Origin of the sequence: Gluconobacter roseus, from assembly GCF_046058915.1 — a bacterium.
Taxonomy (GTDB): domain Bacteria; phylum Pseudomonadota; class Alphaproteobacteria; order Acetobacterales; family Acetobacteraceae; genus Gluconobacter; species Gluconobacter roseus_A.
Map to the genome: position 1 here is coordinate 1,450,001 of NZ_CP175538.1, position 15,552 is coordinate 1,465,552.

Below are 15,552 nucleotides of genomic sequence, written 5' to 3' on the forward strand. Positions count from 1 at the left end.
TATCACCAACCATGTAGAAGGCGCCTTCCGGCAGGTGATCGTACTCGCCAGCCACCACAGCCTTGAAGGAACGGATCGTATCTTCCAGCGACACCAGCTTGCCCGGGGCGCCCGTGAAGACTTCCGCCACATGGAACGGCTGGGACAGGAAGCGCTGGATGCGGCGGGCGCGACCAACGATCTTCTTGTCGTCTTCGGACAGTTCGTCCATGCCGAGAATCGCGATGATGTCCTGCAGGCCCTTGTAGGTCTGGAGCGTCTGCTGGACCTGACGGGCAACCTGATAGTGCTCTTCACCAACGATCTTCGGGTCGAGCGAACGGGACGTGGAATCCAGCGGATCAACAGCCGGATAGATGCCCATTTCAGCGATCGAACGGTTCAGAACCGTCGTGGCATCAAGATGCGCGAAGGTTGCTGCCGGAGCCGGATCGGTCAGATCGTCAGCAGGGACATACACGGCCTGAACGGACGTGATCGAACCCTTCTTCGTGGAGGTAATACGCTCCTGCAGGGCACCCATCTCGGTGGCCAGCGTCGGCTGGTAGCCCACTGCGGAGGGGATACGACCCAGAAGTGCGGAGACTTCGGAACCAGCCTGCGTGAAGCGGAAGATGTTGTCCACGAAGAACAGGACGTCCTGACCTTCTTCGTCACGGAAGTATTCCGCCAGCGACAGACCCGTCAGAGCCACGCGCGAACGGGCTCCCGGCGGCTCGTTCATCTGACCGTAGACCAGCGCAACCTTGGAACCCTCGGTCGAACCGTCTTCGGCAATCTTGATGACGCCTGCGTCCTGCATTTCGAAATACAGGTCGTTACCTTCACGGGTACGCTCACCGACACCTGCAAAAACGGACACACCACCGTGGGCCTTCGCGATGTTGTTGATGAGCTCCTGAATGATAACCGTCTTGCCGACGCCAGCACCGCCGAACAGGCCGATCTTACCGCCCTTGAGGTATGGACAGAGAAGATCGACGACCTTGATGCCGGTCACGAGGATCTCGGAGGCAGCAGCCTGCTCTTCGAAAGACGGAGCCGGACGATGGATCGGGAAGCGCAGTTCGCTGCTGATCGGACCACGCTCATCGATGGGCTCGCCAACGACGTTCAGGATACGACCAAGCGTTGCCGGGCCAACCGGCACCATGATTTGCTTGCCCGTATCACGGACTTCGGTACCGCGAACCAGACCGTCGGTCGTGTCCATGGCAATGCAGCGGACCTGACGCTCGCCGATTTCCTGAGCCACTTCCAGAACCAGCGTGTGATCGCCGTTCTGGACGTGCAGGGCGTTCAGGATGAAGGGAAGATCGCCTTCGAACTGCACGTCCACGACCGGACCACGCACCTGGGTGACACGGCCGACCACGTTGTTGGCAGCTCCGGCAGAAGGGGTAAGAGTTTCGGACATCGGATTCGTCTCCTGCGTGATCTCAAACGGCTTCTGCGCCGGAGATGATTTCGATCAGATCGTTGGTGATGTTGGCCTGACGCGTGCGGTTGTACTTCTGCGACAGACGATCGATGGCCTTGCTCGCATTGCGGCTGGCATTGTCCATCGCGGTCATCCGCGCGCCCTGCTCGCCCGCAGCGCTTTCCAGCATGGCCGAGAAAATCTGGACCTGCAGGTTGCGCGGCAGAAGCTGCGTCAGGAGTGTGGCCTCGTCGGGCTCGAATTCGTACTGCGCCGTATCGGCATCAGGTGCGGCATTGTCATTCTCGGGAACCGAAAGCGGAACCAGAGGCGCCTGGACCGGAACCTGCGTCATGGCGTTGAGGAAGCGGTTATAGACCAGCGTGCAGCGGTCGATCTCGCCCGCTTCCAGCATGGTGGCAATCCGGCTTCCGATATCGGTCGCCTTGTCGAAACCCACATCCTTGCCATCACTGCCAGCCAGACGATCGGTGATCATCTCCGGATAGTGACGCACGAGGATGTCTGCTCCCTTGCGGCCAACCGGCAGGATGCGGACCGTCTTGCCTTCAGAGACAAGCGTGTCGACCAGCTGACGGGCACTGCGGACGATATTGGCGTTGAAGCCGCCGGCAAGGCCACGGTCGGAGGTCAACACCACCACGAGATGGGTCTGGTCCTTGCCCGTTCCCGCCAGAAGACGCGGCAGACTGGCTGCGTCCTCACCACGGGTCGCCGTCGCCAGCTCCGCCATCATGCGACGCATGGCGTCGGCATAGGGACGGGCCGCTTCGGCCTGCATCTGGGCGCGCCGCAGCTTGGACGCTGCGACCATTTTCATTGCGTTCGTGATCTTGCGCGTCGATTTGACGCCCGTGATCCGTCCCCGCAGTTCCTTCAGCGAAGCCATGGGCTATCCTCAGGCCGAAAAGCGCTTGCCGAATGCTTCGAGCAGCTCCTTGAGCTTACCTTCCGTCTCCGGCTTGATCTGGCGGTCATTGCGGATGGCCGTCAGGATGTCAGAGCCCGCACCGCGCATCTCGGACAAAAGAGCGGCTTCGTAGGCCACAACCTTGTCCACGGCGATCGGATCAACGTAACCGCGCGTACCGGCGTACAGAACAACAACCTGTTCTTCGACCGGCAGCGGGGACGTCTCGGGCTGCTTGAGCAGCTCGACCAGACGGGCACCACGATCCAGCTGCTTGCGGGTGGCTGCGTCCAGATCGGAAGCGAACTGTGAGAACGCAGCCATTTCACGATACTGGGCCAACTCCAGCTTGATCTTGCCGGCAACCTGCTTCATCGCCTTGATCTGGGCTGCGGACCCCACGCGGGATACCGAACCACCGACGTTCACGGCAGGGCGGATGCCCTTGTAGAACAGATCCGTCTCAAGGAAGATCTGGCCGTCGGTGATGGAGATCACGTTGGTCGGGATGTAGGCTGCCGTATCGCCAGCCTGCGTCTCGATGACCGGCAGGGCCGTCAGGGAGCCGCCGCCATGGGCGTCGGACATCTTGGCCGCACGCTCCAGCAGACGGGAGTGCAGGTAGAACACGTCACCCGGGAAGGCTTCACGTGCCGGCGGACGACGCAGCAGCAGCGACATCTGACGGTAGGCCACAGCCTGCTTGGACAGGTCGTCGTAGCAGACGAGAGCGTGCATGCCGTTGTCGCGGAAATACTCACCCATGGCGCAGGCCGTGTACGGTGCAAGATACTGCATCGGAGCCGCATCGGACGCCGTAGCGGCGACAACGATGGAGTATTCCATCGCACCCTGCTCGGTCAGTGTACGGACCAGGTTTGCGACCGTGGACCGCTTCTGGCCGATGGCAACATAGATGCAGTACAGGGACTTCTTCGGATCGCCTGCGGCATTGACCGGCTTCTGGGCGACGATAGTGTCGATCAGGATGGCGGTCTTGCCCGTCTGACGGTCACCGATGATCAGCTCGCGCTGGCCACGTCCGATGGGAACGAGCGCATCGATGGCCTTGATGCCCGTCTGCATCGGCTCGCTGACCGACTGGCGCGGCATGATGCCCGGAGCCTTTACTTCGGCACGACGGTATTCGACATCCGTCAGCGGGCCGCGGCCGTCGATCGGGTTGCCGAGACCATCGACAACGCGTCCCAGCAGGCCTTTGCCGACCGGCACTTCAACCACGGACTTCGTCCGCAGGACGGTATCGCCCTCGCGGATGCTGTCGCCGTCGCCGAACAGAACCACACCGACATTGTCGGCTTCGAGGTTCAGCGCCATGCCCTTGAGGCCCGTGCCTTCGAACTCGACCATTTCACCGGCCATGACGTTCGTCAGGCCGTAGACGCGGGCGATGCCGTCGCCGATGGACAGGACCGTGCCCGTCTCGGAAACGGTCTCGACCTGGTCGAACGACGCGATCTGCTGCTTGAGGATGTCCGAAATCTCAGCGGGACGGATATCCATCACGCGGCTCCCTTCATGGCGTTCTGCAGGCGGGTCAGGCGCCCGGCGATCGAAGTATCAAACAGTGTGGAACCGATCCGCACGGTCATGCCGCCAAGCAGGGCGGCGTCCGTACGTTCGGTCATGGACACGCGGCTGTAACCGGCTTCGGCCAGACGGGCCTGAAGCTGGCTGCGCTGCGTGTCGGTCAGAGGCTGTGCGGAGCGGACCTCGGCAACGACTTCACCACGCAGGGCGGAATCAAGCGCCAGGACACCGTCCAGAATGGATGCAAGATCAGGCAGGCGGCGATTATCGGCAATGACGCCGACAAAACGACGCAGGACATCGCCGAAACCGAGCTTCGACATCAGGACGTTCGAAACCGTCCGGCCCTGACGGATGTCCATCCGGGCATCAGCCAGGAACTTCCGCAGATCGTCGCTTTCGGCAATGGCGGCACGCAGCGCCTTTACTTCACCCAGAACGTCGGAAAGATTTCCCTGCTCCGAAGCGAGGTCATAAAGCGCACGGGCATAGCGCTGGGCCAAGCCCCCTGTATGTCCAACCTGCGGCACCTGTGTCACCGTCACACGCGTGTTCCGTCTCACTAAATCCGCCGCAGAGTGCGGCCGGAACCGGCTTATCCGGTTCCTTGCATCAAAACTGTCCGGACCGGGCATACACGTTCCTGCGCAGGATTCGTCTGAAACCCGGTCCTCCACTTGGCGCCGCCTCTAGCACGCTGTCCGGTTCCTGCGCAACCGAGACGATACGCAAATTGCCCGCTCAGCCCTCCGGGATCATGACGTGGGTTTGCGTTTTGCCCGCCCGGGCTGGCATGACAGGGGTTCTGCAGTGATTTTTCGGGAGATTTTGTCCCGTTAATCACATCCTTACGATGCTATGCGCAGATAACCCCGCAACCAACCATGGAGACCCGATGTCCATCCAGACGCGCCTCTTTTTCCTGCTGGGCGCCCTGTCCGTCCCTGCCCTGTTCACAACAGCCCGCGCCATCCCTGTTGAGGACAAGCCGTCCTTCCCGACCATTTCCTATTGGGACAACTGGACCGACCTTCAGGGCGTCACACATCTGACGAAATGCAAGATGTCGACATTCCATGAGGACTCAATCGCGCCGGACGGTGACAAGATCATGCTCAGCAATCCGCATGACGGACCGGCAACCGTGACGATGCGCGTTCAGCCGCCTCACTGGAAAGGCGGATGGAATGTAAACCATCAGGTTCAGTGGATCGTGCCGCTTTCCGGCATCTATTTCGTCAAGGCGATGGACGGGACCAGCGTGGAACTGAATCCGGGCGACATTCTGCTTAGTGAAGATGTGGCACCCGCGTCTCACGGATCGGATCCGAAGGGCCATCTGTCAGGCAATGTTGGCGATGCCGCAGTCGCACTACAGATTCTCCAGTTTGGAGAAGCCACGCCATCGCATGTGCCCTGTCAGTGGCAATAAAGGCTGGGCATCAGATTTTTTTCAGGAAAGCCTGGAGCGGGCGAAGGGAATCGAACCCTCCTCAGAAGCTTGGAAGGCTACTGCATTACCACTATGCTACGCCCGCTCAGGTGAGGCAGTCCTTACTCCATTTTTTTTGGCGCCCGCAAGAGGGGAAAAGCCAAAATGGAAATTCCACAACAAAGATGTTCGGGGCACTTGACTTTTGTCCCCGAACATTCTCTTTTGCGGCCACTGTCGCTGGCATGACGTCCTGAAAAACGTCCTGTCCGATGATAGGGGTGTAGCTCAATTGGCTAGAGCGCCGGTCTCCAAAACCGGAGGTTGAGAGTTCGAGACCCTCCACCCCTGCCACTCCTTCTCGCCGGATGTCCTTCCCGACACCGGGAGCGGGTTTTTCACTTGATTCGAGGACGATGGTGTCGGTCAGTACCCCGAAAGACGAGTTGCGGAAAACGGCGCCTCAAAAGAACGGATCCGGCTTCAACCTGGTCGCATACGTTCGTGATGTCCGCGCCGAAGCCAAGCGCGTCACGTGGCCAACTCGTCGTAACACCCTGATCACGTCAGGTGCCGTGCTCGTCATGGTTACCGTGACCTGCATCTTCTTCTTCATCGTGGACCAGGTGATCGGCCTCGGCGTCCGCGAACTATTTGGCGTTGGAGGCTAGGTTCGCACCATGGCGAAGCGTTGGTACGTTGTGCATGTCTATTCCGGATTCGAGAAAAAGATCGCGAGTCACATTCAGGAGCAGGCAGCACAGAAAGGCCTTTCCGATCATTTCGAGCAGATTCTTGTTCCTTCCGAAGATGTGACGGAAATGCGCCGCGGCCGTAAGGTCAATGCAGAGCGCAAGTTCTTCCCGGGCTATGTTCTCGTCAAAATGGAACTGACGGACGAAGCCTGGCATCTCGTCAAGGACACCCCCAAGGTCACGGGCTTCCTCGGAACCCGCAACCGTCCGACCCCCATCACGGCCGCCGAAGCCGACCGGATCATGAAGCAGGCCCAGGAAGGCGTTGAGCGCCCCCGTTCCAGCCTGTCCTTCGAGATCGGCGAGCAGGTCCGCGTGGCCGATGGTCCGTTCACATCTTTCACCGGCATGATCGAAGACGTCGACGACGAGCGTCAGCGCCTCAAGGTTAGCGTCTCCATCTTCGGACGCTCCACACCTGTCGATCTGGACTTCACGCAGGTCGAAAAGCTCTGACGCTTTTCAACCGCTGAATTACCCACAAAAAAGGCTCCCTCTTCGGGAGCCTTTTTTATTTGTATGCCTGCGCCTTTCAGTCCGTCACAGGAGGCGGCAGGACGCGCAGTTTTGCAGCCGCCTGATCGGCAATGGCCGCGACACCCTGACTGAGCGCTGCGGTCAGCTTTGACGTGCTGGAGGCCACCGGATCCGCCGACTGCCAGACTACGGACGAGGTCACCACGGGCCCGATCATCTTTCCAGCCGGATGGACGGACAGCATACCGGTCACAAGGGCATGACCTGCCGAATCGGCTTCGAAATTGCGAATGGTCAGTTCGACATAGGCCGTGGGTGTCGTCGTGACCGCATCGCCCTGAGCAAATACGGTCGTACCCGGCAGACGCTGGGCCAGATCGGTCATCAGCGTATGGCCGAGCATGTCAGGCAGCGCTTCACTCCAGCTGCTGCCAGAGGCCAGCTTCGTCTGGTAATCCTCACTGGCCTTCACGATCGTATCGCGATCCAGTCGGGCGCTGACAACGGGCGTACGAACCTCGACCACGACCGGCCCTCCCGCCTGGGAGACGCCCGGCAGAGGCGCCAGTGTGTAGAGCGTCGGATCACTGCTGCAGGCCGAAAGAAAGCCCGTCAGACCCAGAGCCCCCATCAGGGACAGGACACGAAGGCGGGACGTCAAAGACTGTGTCATGGCTCAGTTCCTGCGGCCGGTGATGAGAGCGGAAGGATGGTGATCCAGATAATCCGTGAGGAATCGCAAAGAGCGGGACATCTGGGTCAACTGGGTGATCATGTTCTGAAGGCTGCGATGGAAATCCGTATCGCCGCCATAAGCTCCCAGAACCGACTGGGCATTGATCAGCGTGCCCTGCAGGCCCTTCATCAGCGCCGGCAGGTTCTGGTTAGCATTCTTCGTCAGTTTACTCAGGTTCTGAAGCGAATCGCGTAGCGCCGCGAGGGACTGCGTGACTTCAGGACTGTTCAGACGGCCATCCGCATGCGCCAGAAGATCGTTCACATGACCACCGATTTCGGTCAGCGGCATGGCTGCGATCTTGTCGGTGATGGTGGAGACAGACTCCATAATGCCATCCACTCCGCCGGCCTGGCTCGGCAGCACTGCGACGTCACCTTCATAGGTCAGGGTAGTGGCAGGCGCATTCTTGACGAACTGCAGGGCGATCATGGATTCGCCGGTCAGGAAACTGGCGCTCTGGACCGAGGCGCGCATTCCGTCAGCAACAAAGGCCTGAAGATACTTCTCGACGGGCGGCTCCTTGCTGTTCTCGATCCGGTCATCCCAGTTGGACAGCATACGCTCGGGTTCGAGTTCTATATCCACACGGACACGGGGAAGCTTTGTCGGGCCTTCAAGAAGGAGGCGAACATCGTTGACCGTGCCGATCTGCAGACCGAACATGGTGACCTGGCTGCCGCTCGTAAGGCCTTTGACGGACGAGTTGATGTAGGTCACGACACGCAGGCGCTTGTGGTAGCGGGCGTTATCGGCATCAGCCTCGCTGGCATAAAGCTTGAAAACCGAATTGGCCGGCGCGTCCGGCAGGTCGATATTGCGGCGACGCTCCGGCAGGCCGAAAGCAATACCGCCCGAAAACAGCGCCTGAAGCGATTTGAGCTGCACTTTCAGACCACCGGCCCCGAGACCCACCTGAACGCCGGAGACGTTCCAGAAACGGCTGTCCGTGCGCAGGTAATGGTCATACGGCTCCTTGACGAAAGCCTGGATGACGATGGGGCCCTTGCCGCCCTGCGGCATCGTATAGCCGAGCACCTCACCCACCTGTAGGTCGCGGAAGAACACCGGCGATCCCGGACCGAGCGAGCCCAGCGACGGAGAGACCAGCCAGAATGTCTCACCCGGCTGGTCCGAGCGGACACCGGGAGGCGATTCCAGGCCCTTGAAGGCTTTCTGGTAGTGGCCGTCATCCGTGCCGGGATCCAGAGCGATATAGGCGCCTGAGAACAGCGTATCGAGACCGGTAATGCTGGCGCCGTTGATCCGCGGACGCACGACCCAGAACCGGGTGTGATCGGTCAGGATATGGGAACTGTTGGCGTTCATCTGGACCGTCACGTCGACATGTTTCATGTCGTCGCTCAGGGTGATGTCCTGCACGGTACCCAGGGTCACGGCCTTGTTCTTGACCTGCGTCTGACCGGGAGTGAGGCCGTCTGCGGTCTCGAACGTGATGGTGATGACGGGACCACGCGTTGCGAAATGCTCCCACGCCAGCCATCCGGCGATGAGAATGGCCACCACCGGAATCAGCAGAATGAGGGAGAAGCGGGTGCGGCGCACCGGGGCTTCCTTCGGCGAGACCGTTGGCTCCCCCGGTTGTTTCGGGAATCGCTCACGCGCGTCCAGGCTCCATGTCAGTAGGGTCAGAAGAAGGCAGATGGGGGACAGGGGCATCTGGAGACGGGGTCTCCGGCTCCCTGTTGCCCGTCGCGGGACTGGCGACCGCACCATTCAGGCCGGCGGCATCCCACATTCCGCGGGGATCAAACAGCTCTGCGGCGAAAATGGTCAAAATCACCACCAGCGCAAAGCAGACCATCCCCGGATCGGCCGTGACATTGGCCAGAAAGCCGAAATGCACGACGGCAACGAGGATGGAAATCATGAAAACATCGATCATGGACCAGCGACCGATGATGACGACAAGGCGATAGAGCTTCGCCAGATGCCGCAGCTGCCAGCTAGATCTGAGCCGGGTAGAGATGATCATGATCGTCAGGGCGATGATCTTGAGGACAGGCACGGTGATACTGGCAAAGAGCACCAGCAGGGACAGCGGGATCATCCCGGCCTGCCACAGTTCGATGACGCCACTGGTAATGGTGCTGGGCGCGCCATGTCCGACCTTGGTGTAGGTCATGACCGGCAGAAGATTGGCCGGCAGGTAAAACACGACGCCGGCCACCAGAAGGCAGGTGGCCGAAGACAGGCTCTGGGGTTTGCGCCGGCGCAGGATCTGGCCACAGCGAGGACAGTCACCCATGTCTTCTTCCTGCGGCACAGCATGGTCGAAAGCCAGCACCAGATTGCAGGCATGGCAGGAGAGCATGTGCTCCACAGGCGGGATGACACCGTTCCGGGCATCAAGATGGGCGACATCCAGCAGATGGCCCTGGTGATCGTCCAGGGTGGGGCTGATGTCGCGGCTGCGCCAGATCCGCTCGGCATCAAAGGTCGAGTCCACGGCGGCCATGCTCAGCATCAGACCACCCAGAAGATAGACGCCGGGCTGCAGGATGACGAGGGCAAGGTCCACGAGCTTGGTGTAGGCTACAAGCACGCCAAGGACATAGACTTCCACCATCGACCAGCCGCGCAGGCGGTCGTACCAAGTGAGCAGCCGTGGGGTCCAGTCGGGCATCTGGGGCCGTGACGTGCCGTAGAGAATGGCGCCCATCAGACCGATAATGACGCCCGGCATAAGGATCGTCACCAGTGCGACGAGAACACCGATCATACCATAGCCCTGATGGCCAAGCTCGATCGGACCGCTCATCAGCGAGACGGTATTCTCCCGCCCATAGACGTTCAGCGTCATGAGGGAACTGATGAGGAGCGTCGCGTAAAGCGCGGCGGACGTAATGCAGAAAGCGGCCGGAGCGCCGATCAGGGACGTCCTGCGGCGGCGGGCCAGCTGGCAGCCGCAGCGCAGGCATTCGGCAAGATGTCCGGGTTTCAGGCGCGGGACGTGCTGGAAAAGGCCGCAGGTCGGGCATTCACGCAGGCCTTCCACCGCGTGGATGGAAGCATGGGGCTCCTGACTGCGGGAAAAGCTGACGGCGTTGCGCCACAGTCGTTTATGGAAACGGTCAGACATCGGGCTCCTAACCTAACGCAGGGAGCCGTCTTTTGACAGTCCGCCCTTGTCGGGCAGCCCTCTGCATCGGGATATCGACATCCATCGTAGTCCCATCACAGGCGGATTGCCCAGAGGAAGCCGGTTGTATCCGCAATATTTTGAAAAATTGTGAAGATCCGGACCCTAGAAGGAAAACACCGTTATCTGTGTCCGATATAGTGGACACAGCGGTGACAGATCCGGATTTTCGGAAGACCTTGATGGTGCCGGTGAAGAGATTCGAACTCCCGACCCCATCATTACGAATGACGTGCTCTACCAGCTGAGCTACACCGGCGCACCCATCAAGGTGGGCGCGTTCTAACCGAGCCCTTGGGGGTTGGCAAGCCGGAAAATGCAAAAACCGCTTCGATACCTCAATAGCCGCGTCCGGTATCAATCACACCGGTCATGGGCTCACCGGCTTCATAGCGCCGCAGATTGGCTAGAACGGCCTCGGCTGCCGTGTCCGACTGAGCAGCGCTGGCGATATGCGGGGTCAGGAAAATGCGCGGATGATCCCAGAACGGATGTTCGGGCGGCAGCGGTTCGGGTGTGGCGACGTCGAGGACGGCCTGTGAAAGCTGGCCGCTGTCGAGGGCGGGAATCAGATCGTCCTGCACCAGATGACCGCCGCGGCCACAGTTAATGAGGCAGGCCCCTTTTGGCAGTTTTCCAAAGAGGCTGCGATTGAGGATGCCGCGCGTAGCGTCCGTCAGCGGAACGAGGCACACCAGAATGTCGGTTTCCGCCAGAAAGGCATCCAGCTCCCCTGCCCCGGCAAAGGACTTCACACCCGGAACCTCGCGACGACTGCGGCTCCAGCCCCGGCACTCGTAGCCAAAGGAGACGAGCTTCTCCAGAACCGGGCTCCCTAGCTCTCCCATCCCCATGAGGCCGACGCGATAGAGTTTCGCCGGACGGTTATGTGAGCCATCCCAGACATGTTCGCGCTGCTGGCGGCCATAGCGGAACATGTCCCGGTGAAAGGACAGAACTGCCCAAAGGACATATTCGATCATGCCCTCCACCAGACTGCTCTCCACCATCCGGATGATCTTCACGCCCGGTGGCACATTGGCGAGATTGAGCTGATCGATCCCCGCGCCCAGCGAGAACAGGACTTCGAGATTAGGAAAAAGCGTGCCGAGATCGTCCGGCGTCTTCCAGGCCGCGAGATAGCGGACATCCTCTTTCGGGCCGGTTTCCGGCCAGATATGGAACGGGATGTCCGGACGGGCCTTCGCGAATTTCTCGCTCCAGATCTTTGCGCGTTCGGGCGTATGATGGAAGACGATCGACATTCTGCGTGTTCTCCAGCCGGAAAGATGTGCGGGGATGCTCGCGCCACGGGGAGTTCGGATCAACCCCGCACACCTGTTTGTGTATGGCCGACTGTCGGGAACGCACGCCGGGTTCGGACGTAGAGGGGGCTGGATCTCATACAGGAGGGCAGGATCATGCCTCGTGGAGACAAGTCAGCCTATACGGACAAGCAGAAGCGTCAGGCCGAGCATATCGAGGAAGGCTACGAAAAGCGTGGCGTTTCCGACAAGGAAACCGAGCGCCGGGCCTGGGCTACCGTCAACAAGGAAGACGGCGGCGGGAAAAAGAGCGGATCGGGCCGGAAAAACCATTCCTCGAAATAGGCTTCCGGCCCTGCAGGTCTGATCAGGCCGCGTCCCAAGCGGCGCGGGCAGCATCCACGCCTGCGCCGCGGTTGAGTTTTACACCCTCACCAGCCAGCACGGAATCGAAGGCTGCGAGCGTCAGCAGGACTTTGTCCTTGCGGGCATTGATGCCCATTGCCCCGATGCGCCAGATCTTGCCGGTCAGCGGACCGAAGGACGAGACGATCTCAATGCCGAAATCGTCGCGCATGAGCTGGCGGATGCGGGCATTGTCCACACCTTCCGGCACCCAGACGCCCGTGACATTGCTCATGCGCGTTGCATCGTCACCGTAAACCTTCAGGCCCATGGCGCGCAGCCCAGCAACCATGGCACGCCCTGCCCGCACATGACGGGCAACCCGGGCCTCCACGCCTTCTTCCACAACCAGACGTGCCGTTTCGCGGGCGGCGTAGAGCATGGACGTGGCCTCGGTATGATGGTTCATCCGCGCCGGGGACCAGTAGTTCATCAGCATCGCGAGATCGAAATAGTTCGACTGAATGACCGGGCCATCGCCCTGCGGCTGGCCGGTAGCAATGCCAGCTTCGTCATCACGACGCTTGAGAATAGCGGCAACGGCACGCTCGGACAGCGTGATGGGTGCCGAGCCCGGAGGGCCATTCAGGCATTTCTGCAGACCGGCCGTGGCGACATCGATGTTCCAGGCATCGGTTTCGAACGTCATGCCGCCGAGCGTGGCGGTGGCATCCACATAGAACAGCACGTCATGCTTGCGGCAGATGCGGCCGATCTCTTCGAGCGGCTGGGCCGTCGTGGTGGAGGTGTCACCATGAACACAGGCGACCAGACCGGGCTTGTGCTCGATGATGGCAGCTTCAATGGCGGCCGGATCGACAACCTGCCCCCATTCAACGTCCACCGTGCAGGGAACGCCGCCGCAGCGATGGACGATTTCCGTCAGCAGCAGGCCGAAGCGGCCAAAGCGCGGAATGACGACCTTCATACCCGGCGAGACCAGCGACACCAGCGCAGCCTCAATGGCCGAACGGGCCGAGCCGTTCACCAGCAGCGTCCAGTGGTTCTTCGTGCGGAAAACCTCACGGTACAGGGCCATGACCTCATCCATATAGGCGGTCATTTCCGGGTCCATCTGGCCGATCACGTCATAGGACATGGCGCGAAGGATACGCGGGTGGACGTTGGTTGGCCCGGCGCCCATCAGCAGACGGGACGGCGGATCAAGCTGGGCAAAAGTCGCGGGGTGGCTCATGACTGGAACTCCTTGACGAAGGCAAGCAGGGCGCGATGGGCGAGATCGACGTCTCCCACGCGGACGGTTTCATCGGGATGGTGGCTCAGGCCGCCGGGACTGCGGATGAACAGCATCCCCATTGGGCACAGATCGACCATGGCCATGGCGTCATGCCCCGCACCGCTCAGAAGGCGCTGGGCCGGGCGACCGGTGACGCTTGTGACAGCCCGCGCCAGACCTTCCACCAGTTCAGGCGCGCAGGCGGCGGCAGGCAGGTATTGCGAAGTATCGAACGCAATGCCCAGACCGCGACGATCAGCGATGGCACGCAGATCGGTGCGGATCGCCTCTGCCATGGCATCACGGGCCTCATTGGTTTCGGCCCGCATGTCGAGCGAGAAGCGGACTTCACCGGGGATAACGTTCGACGTGTTCGGCGTCACGTCGATCTGGCCCACCGTGGCGACCTGCGTGGCACCCCCTGACGCACCATTGCGTTCGACCGCAAGAATCATTTCAGCAGCCGCCGTCAGGGCATCCTGACGCATGGTCATGGGAGTTGTGCCCGCATGGTCGGACTGGCCAGTGACGGTCACACGCTGACGGGTCTGGGCGGCGATGGCGGTGACGACGCCGATCTCACCATCCGCGCTTTCAATGGCCGGGCCCTGCTCGATATGGGGTTCGATATAGGCGAGCAGCTCATCCGGGCGGCGGGCGGCTTCGCTCAGACAGGCGGGATCGAGGCCGTAACGGATCATGGCATCGGCCATGGTTATCCCGGACGCATCCGTCATGTTTTCAGGCACGGACTCGATCAGCCCGGCCATGGCGCGGGAGCAGATCATGGGAGCAGCAAAGCGCGAGCCTTCCTCATCCCCGAAGCCCATGACCTCGATGGCAAATGGCAGGCGCGTGCCCTCTTCATTAAGGGCGGAGACCAGCTCGATCCCCAGCATGACCCCAAGATTTCCGTCAAAGGCACCGCCATTGCGGACCGTATCAAGATGGGAGCCGATCATCAGTGCCGGGGCGCCGGGCGTCAGGCCTTCATAGCGCCCGATCAGGCTCCCGGCCGCATCCAGACGGGTGGTCAGACCGGCCTCTTCCATCCACTGCGCAACCTGCGTGAGCGTGCGTTGATAGGCAGGCCCAAGCCAGAAGCGGAACAGACTGCCCGGTGTCTCGCTGAAAGGGACATCCGCGAGAATACGGCACCGCTCAACGGCGCGGGCTCCGTGGGCTGTCATGGGGGCTCCTGTCCGGGATGATGTGTCAAGACGGGTGGAACTGTGCTCTCATAACGGAGTCAGATCAAGTTGACCTGCCAATAAATATGGTCCCACATATCGGGATGAAAGATCAGATGCATCTCGACCCGTTCCATCTGCAATCCTTTCTCGCAGTCGCGGAAACGCTGCATTTCACGTCGGCCGCGCAGAGCCAGGGGGTAAGCCAGTCCACGATCAGCCAGCATGTCAGCCGGCTGGAGGAACAGCTTGGAACGCGCCTTCTGGCCCGGAGCACCAAGAGTGTGCGCCTGACCGAGGACGGCATGGCACTGATCGGTCTGGCACGGCAGCTTCTTCAGTGTGAGGACAGCATCCTGTCCCGTTTCCGGCAGGAGGCTCCCCGGGGGACGATCCGTCTGGGCGTAACGGAAGACCTGCTTCTGACGCGATTTCCCGAAATCCTGGGGACATTCCGCGCGTCTCACCCCTCGCTTCAGATCACCATGACAGTCGGTCTGTCGGCCTATCTTGCGCAGCTTCTGGAACAGGGAGAGCTGGACGTCTGGTGCGGGATGCGGCGCACGACGGAGACACGCGGACAGAAGCTATGGACTGAGGACATGCGCTGGTATGCGCCCGCAGGGACGGAGTTTCCGGCGGAGCAGTCCATTCCGCTCGTGACGTTTCCCGATGGCAGCGTCACGCGACGTCTGGCAATCGAAACGCTCAACAAGGCCGGGCGTGCCTGGCATCTGGCCTTTACCAGCGGCAGTCTCGGCGCGCTTCTGGCGGCTGTGCGCGCCGGATATGGCGTAACCCCGCAGCCGGCATTCCTGCGCAACGTGGAGCACCTCTCTCATTGCACAGCAGGCCTACTGCCGGAAATGCCGCAGGTCGAGTTCATTGCGTCCACCCGCCATCAGGTAGCACAGGGGCCGGAAGAACTGCTGATCCGGACGCTCTGCGCCCATATTCCGCGCCTGCAACCCGATCTCATGCCCCTCTGAG

15 protein-coding genes and 3 tRNA genes (1 of these 18 running past the window's edge) are annotated in these 15,552 nt (G+C 61.1%); 6 read left to right on the forward strand and 12 right to left on the reverse strand.

Going from position 1 to position 15,552, the window contains the following annotated elements; translation table 11 throughout:
• The 4 genes in view from atpD to atpH are tightly spaced (at most 22 nt apart) and all read right to left on the reverse strand, a layout consistent with a single transcriptional unit that may run on beyond the window.
• Positions 1–1,417, reverse strand: partial view of a F0F1 ATP synthase subunit beta gene (gene atpD, locus ACJ2A4_RS06675; RefSeq protein ID WP_062446300.1) — the 5' portion only. Its footprint begins 47 nt before the window's first position; only the first 1,417 of its 1,464 coding nucleotides appear in the window; the start codon lies at positions 1,415–1,417; its stop codon lies beyond the left edge, outside the window.
• Between the two features lie 22 nt (positions 1,418–1,439).
• Complete coding sequence (locus tag ACJ2A4_RS06680) at positions 1,440–2,330, reverse strand: F0F1 ATP synthase subunit gamma (RefSeq protein ID WP_408872229.1); 891 nt, start codon at positions 2,328–2,330, stop codon at positions 1,440–1,442.
• Between the two features lie 9 nt (positions 2,331–2,339).
• Complete coding sequence (gene atpA, locus ACJ2A4_RS06685; protein ID WP_194259926.1) at positions 2,340–3,875, reverse strand: F0F1 ATP synthase subunit alpha; 1,536 nt, start codon at positions 3,873–3,875, stop codon at positions 2,340–2,342.
• Entirely contained in the window at positions 3,875–4,447 is a 573-nt protein-coding gene (gene atpH / locus ACJ2A4_RS06690) for an ATP synthase F1 subunit delta (protein ID WP_024717049.1), read from the reverse strand. The genes atpA and atpH overlap by 1 nt, the downstream gene beginning before the upstream one ends.
• Positions 4,448–4,797: 350 nt before the next feature.
• Between atpH and ACJ2A4_RS06695 the strand changes: the two genes are divergently transcribed.
• Positions 4,798–5,334 (forward strand): hypothetical protein, encoded by a 537-nt coding sequence (locus tag ACJ2A4_RS06695; protein ID WP_408872230.1) that lies wholly within the window; start codon positions 4,798–4,800, stop codon positions 5,332–5,334.
• A 32-nt stretch (positions 5,335–5,366) separates the two neighbouring features.
• Here the strand turns inward: ACJ2A4_RS06695 and ACJ2A4_RS06700 are convergent.
• Positions 5,367–5,440, reverse strand: a tRNA-Gly gene (locus ACJ2A4_RS06700).
• Positions 5,441–5,611: 171 nt separating this feature from the next.
• Between ACJ2A4_RS06700 and ACJ2A4_RS06705 the strand changes: the two genes are divergently transcribed.
• From ACJ2A4_RS06705 to nusG, 3 genes are all read left to right on the forward strand, one after another.
• Positions 5,612–5,688 (forward strand) — tRNA-Trp (locus tag ACJ2A4_RS06705).
• Positions 5,689–5,750: 62 nt separating this feature from the next.
• Positions 5,751–6,005, forward strand: a complete 255-nt coding sequence (gene secE / locus ACJ2A4_RS06710; RefSeq protein ID WP_408872231.1) for a preprotein translocase subunit SecE — start codon at positions 5,751–5,753, stop codon at positions 6,003–6,005.
• A 9-nt stretch (positions 6,006–6,014) separates the two neighbouring features.
• A complete protein-coding gene (nusG, locus tag ACJ2A4_RS06715; protein ID WP_011252857.1) occupies positions 6,015–6,545 on the forward strand; it encodes a transcription termination/antitermination protein NusG in 531 nt (176 codons plus the stop codon).
• A gap of 76 nt (positions 6,546–6,621) precedes the next feature.
• Here the strand turns inward: nusG and ACJ2A4_RS06720 are convergent, their stop codons facing one another.
• From ACJ2A4_RS06720 to ACJ2A4_RS06740, 5 genes are all read right to left on the reverse strand, one after another.
• Positions 6,622–7,239, reverse strand: coding sequence for a membrane integrity-associated transporter subunit PqiC (locus tag ACJ2A4_RS06720; RefSeq protein WP_408872232.1), 618 nt, complete (start codon positions 7,237–7,239; stop codon positions 6,622–6,624).
• A gap of 3 nt (positions 7,240–7,242) precedes the next feature.
• Complete coding sequence (locus tag ACJ2A4_RS06725) at positions 7,243–8,982, reverse strand: intermembrane transport protein PqiB (protein WP_408872233.1); 1,740 nt, start codon at positions 8,980–8,982, stop codon at positions 7,243–7,245.
• Positions 8,921–10,405 (reverse strand): paraquat-inducible protein A, encoded by a 1,485-nt coding sequence (locus ACJ2A4_RS06730; protein WP_408872234.1) that lies wholly within the window; start codon positions 10,403–10,405, stop codon positions 8,921–8,923. The genes ACJ2A4_RS06725 and ACJ2A4_RS06730 overlap by 62 nt, the downstream gene beginning before the upstream one ends.
• A 243-nt stretch (positions 10,406–10,648) precedes the next feature.
• Positions 10,649–10,724 (reverse strand) — tRNA-Thr (locus ACJ2A4_RS06735).
• Between the two features lie 79 nt (positions 10,725–10,803).
• Positions 10,804–11,730, reverse strand: a complete 927-nt coding sequence (locus tag ACJ2A4_RS06740) for a 2-hydroxyacid dehydrogenase (protein ID WP_408872235.1) — start codon at positions 11,728–11,730, stop codon at positions 10,804–10,806.
• Positions 11,731–11,886: 156 nt separating this feature from the next.
• Here ACJ2A4_RS06740 and ACJ2A4_RS06745 point away from each other — a divergent pair, with 156 nt between their 5' ends.
• Positions 11,887–12,075 (forward strand): hypothetical protein, encoded by a 189-nt coding sequence (locus ACJ2A4_RS06745; protein WP_408874172.1) that lies wholly within the window; start codon positions 11,887–11,889, stop codon positions 12,073–12,075.
• Positions 12,076–12,097: 22 nt separating this feature from the next.
• Here ACJ2A4_RS06745 and ACJ2A4_RS06750 read toward each other — a convergent pair whose 3' ends face one another.
• Positions 12,098–13,330, reverse strand: coding sequence for a pyridoxal-phosphate-dependent aminotransferase family protein (locus tag ACJ2A4_RS06750; protein WP_408872236.1), 1,233 nt, complete (start codon positions 13,328–13,330; stop codon positions 12,098–12,100).
• Entirely contained in the window at positions 13,327–14,562 is a 1,236-nt protein-coding gene (locus ACJ2A4_RS06755; RefSeq protein WP_408872237.1) for an allantoate amidohydrolase, read from the reverse strand. The genes ACJ2A4_RS06750 and ACJ2A4_RS06755 overlap by 4 nt, the downstream gene beginning before the upstream one ends.
• A 116-nt stretch (positions 14,563–14,678) precedes the next feature.
• On the opposite strand from ACJ2A4_RS06755, the gene ACJ2A4_RS06760 reads away from it, so the two are divergent.
• The gene (locus ACJ2A4_RS06760) at positions 14,679–15,551 is read left to right on the forward strand and encodes a LysR family transcriptional regulator (RefSeq protein WP_231490081.1); all 873 of its coding nucleotides are present in this window, start codon (positions 14,679–14,681) and stop codon (positions 15,549–15,551) included.
• Position 15,552: the final 1 nt, after the last annotated feature.

Excerpts from the sequence above, each read along its gene's own strand:
- ACJ2A4_RS06745 (WP_408874172.1), top strand. The coding sequence starts at position 11,887 with ATGCCTCGTGGAGACAAGTCAGCCTATACGGACAAGCAGAAGCGTCAG.
- secE (WP_408872231.1), top strand. The coding sequence starts at position 5,751 with ATGGTGTCGGTCAGTACCCCGAAAGACGAGTTGCGGAAAACGGCGCCT.
- ACJ2A4_RS06695 (WP_408872230.1), top strand. The coding sequence starts at position 4,798 with ATGTCCATCCAGACGCGCCTCTTTTTCCTGCTGGGCGCCCTGTCCGTC.
- ACJ2A4_RS06740 (WP_408872235.1), bottom strand. The coding sequence starts at position 11,730 with ATGTCGATCGTCTTCCATCATACGCCCGAACGCGCAAAGATCTGGAGC.
- nusG (WP_011252857.1), top strand. The coding sequence starts at position 6,015 with ATGGCGAAGCGTTGGTACGTTGTGCATGTCTATTCCGGATTCGAGAAA.
- ACJ2A4_RS06760 (WP_231490081.1), top strand. The coding sequence starts at position 14,679 with ATGCATCTCGACCCGTTCCATCTGCAATCCTTTCTCGCAGTCGCGGAA.
- ACJ2A4_RS06750 (WP_408872236.1), bottom strand. The coding sequence starts at position 13,330 with ATGAGCCACCCCGCGACTTTTGCCCAGCTTGATCCGCCGTCCCGTCTG.
- ACJ2A4_RS06730 (WP_408872234.1), bottom strand. The coding sequence starts at position 10,405 with ATGTCTGACCGTTTCCATAAACGACTGTGGCGCAACGCCGTCAGCTTT.
- ACJ2A4_RS06720 (WP_408872232.1), bottom strand. The coding sequence starts at position 7,239 with ATGACACAGTCTTTGACGTCCCGCCTTCGTGTCCTGTCCCTGATGGGG.
- ACJ2A4_RS06680 (WP_408872229.1), bottom strand. The coding sequence starts at position 2,330 with ATGGCTTCGCTGAAGGAACTGCGGGGACGGATCACGGGCGTCAAATCG.
- ACJ2A4_RS06755 (WP_408872237.1), bottom strand. The coding sequence starts at position 14,562 with ATGACAGCCCACGGAGCCCGCGCCGTTGAGCGGTGCCGTATTCTCGCG.
- atpA (WP_194259926.1), bottom strand. The coding sequence starts at position 3,875 with ATGGATATCCGTCCCGCTGAGATTTCGGACATCCTCAAGCAGCAGATC.
- ACJ2A4_RS06725 (WP_408872233.1), bottom strand. The coding sequence starts at position 8,982 with ATGCCCCTGTCCCCCATCTGCCTTCTTCTGACCCTACTGACATGGAGC.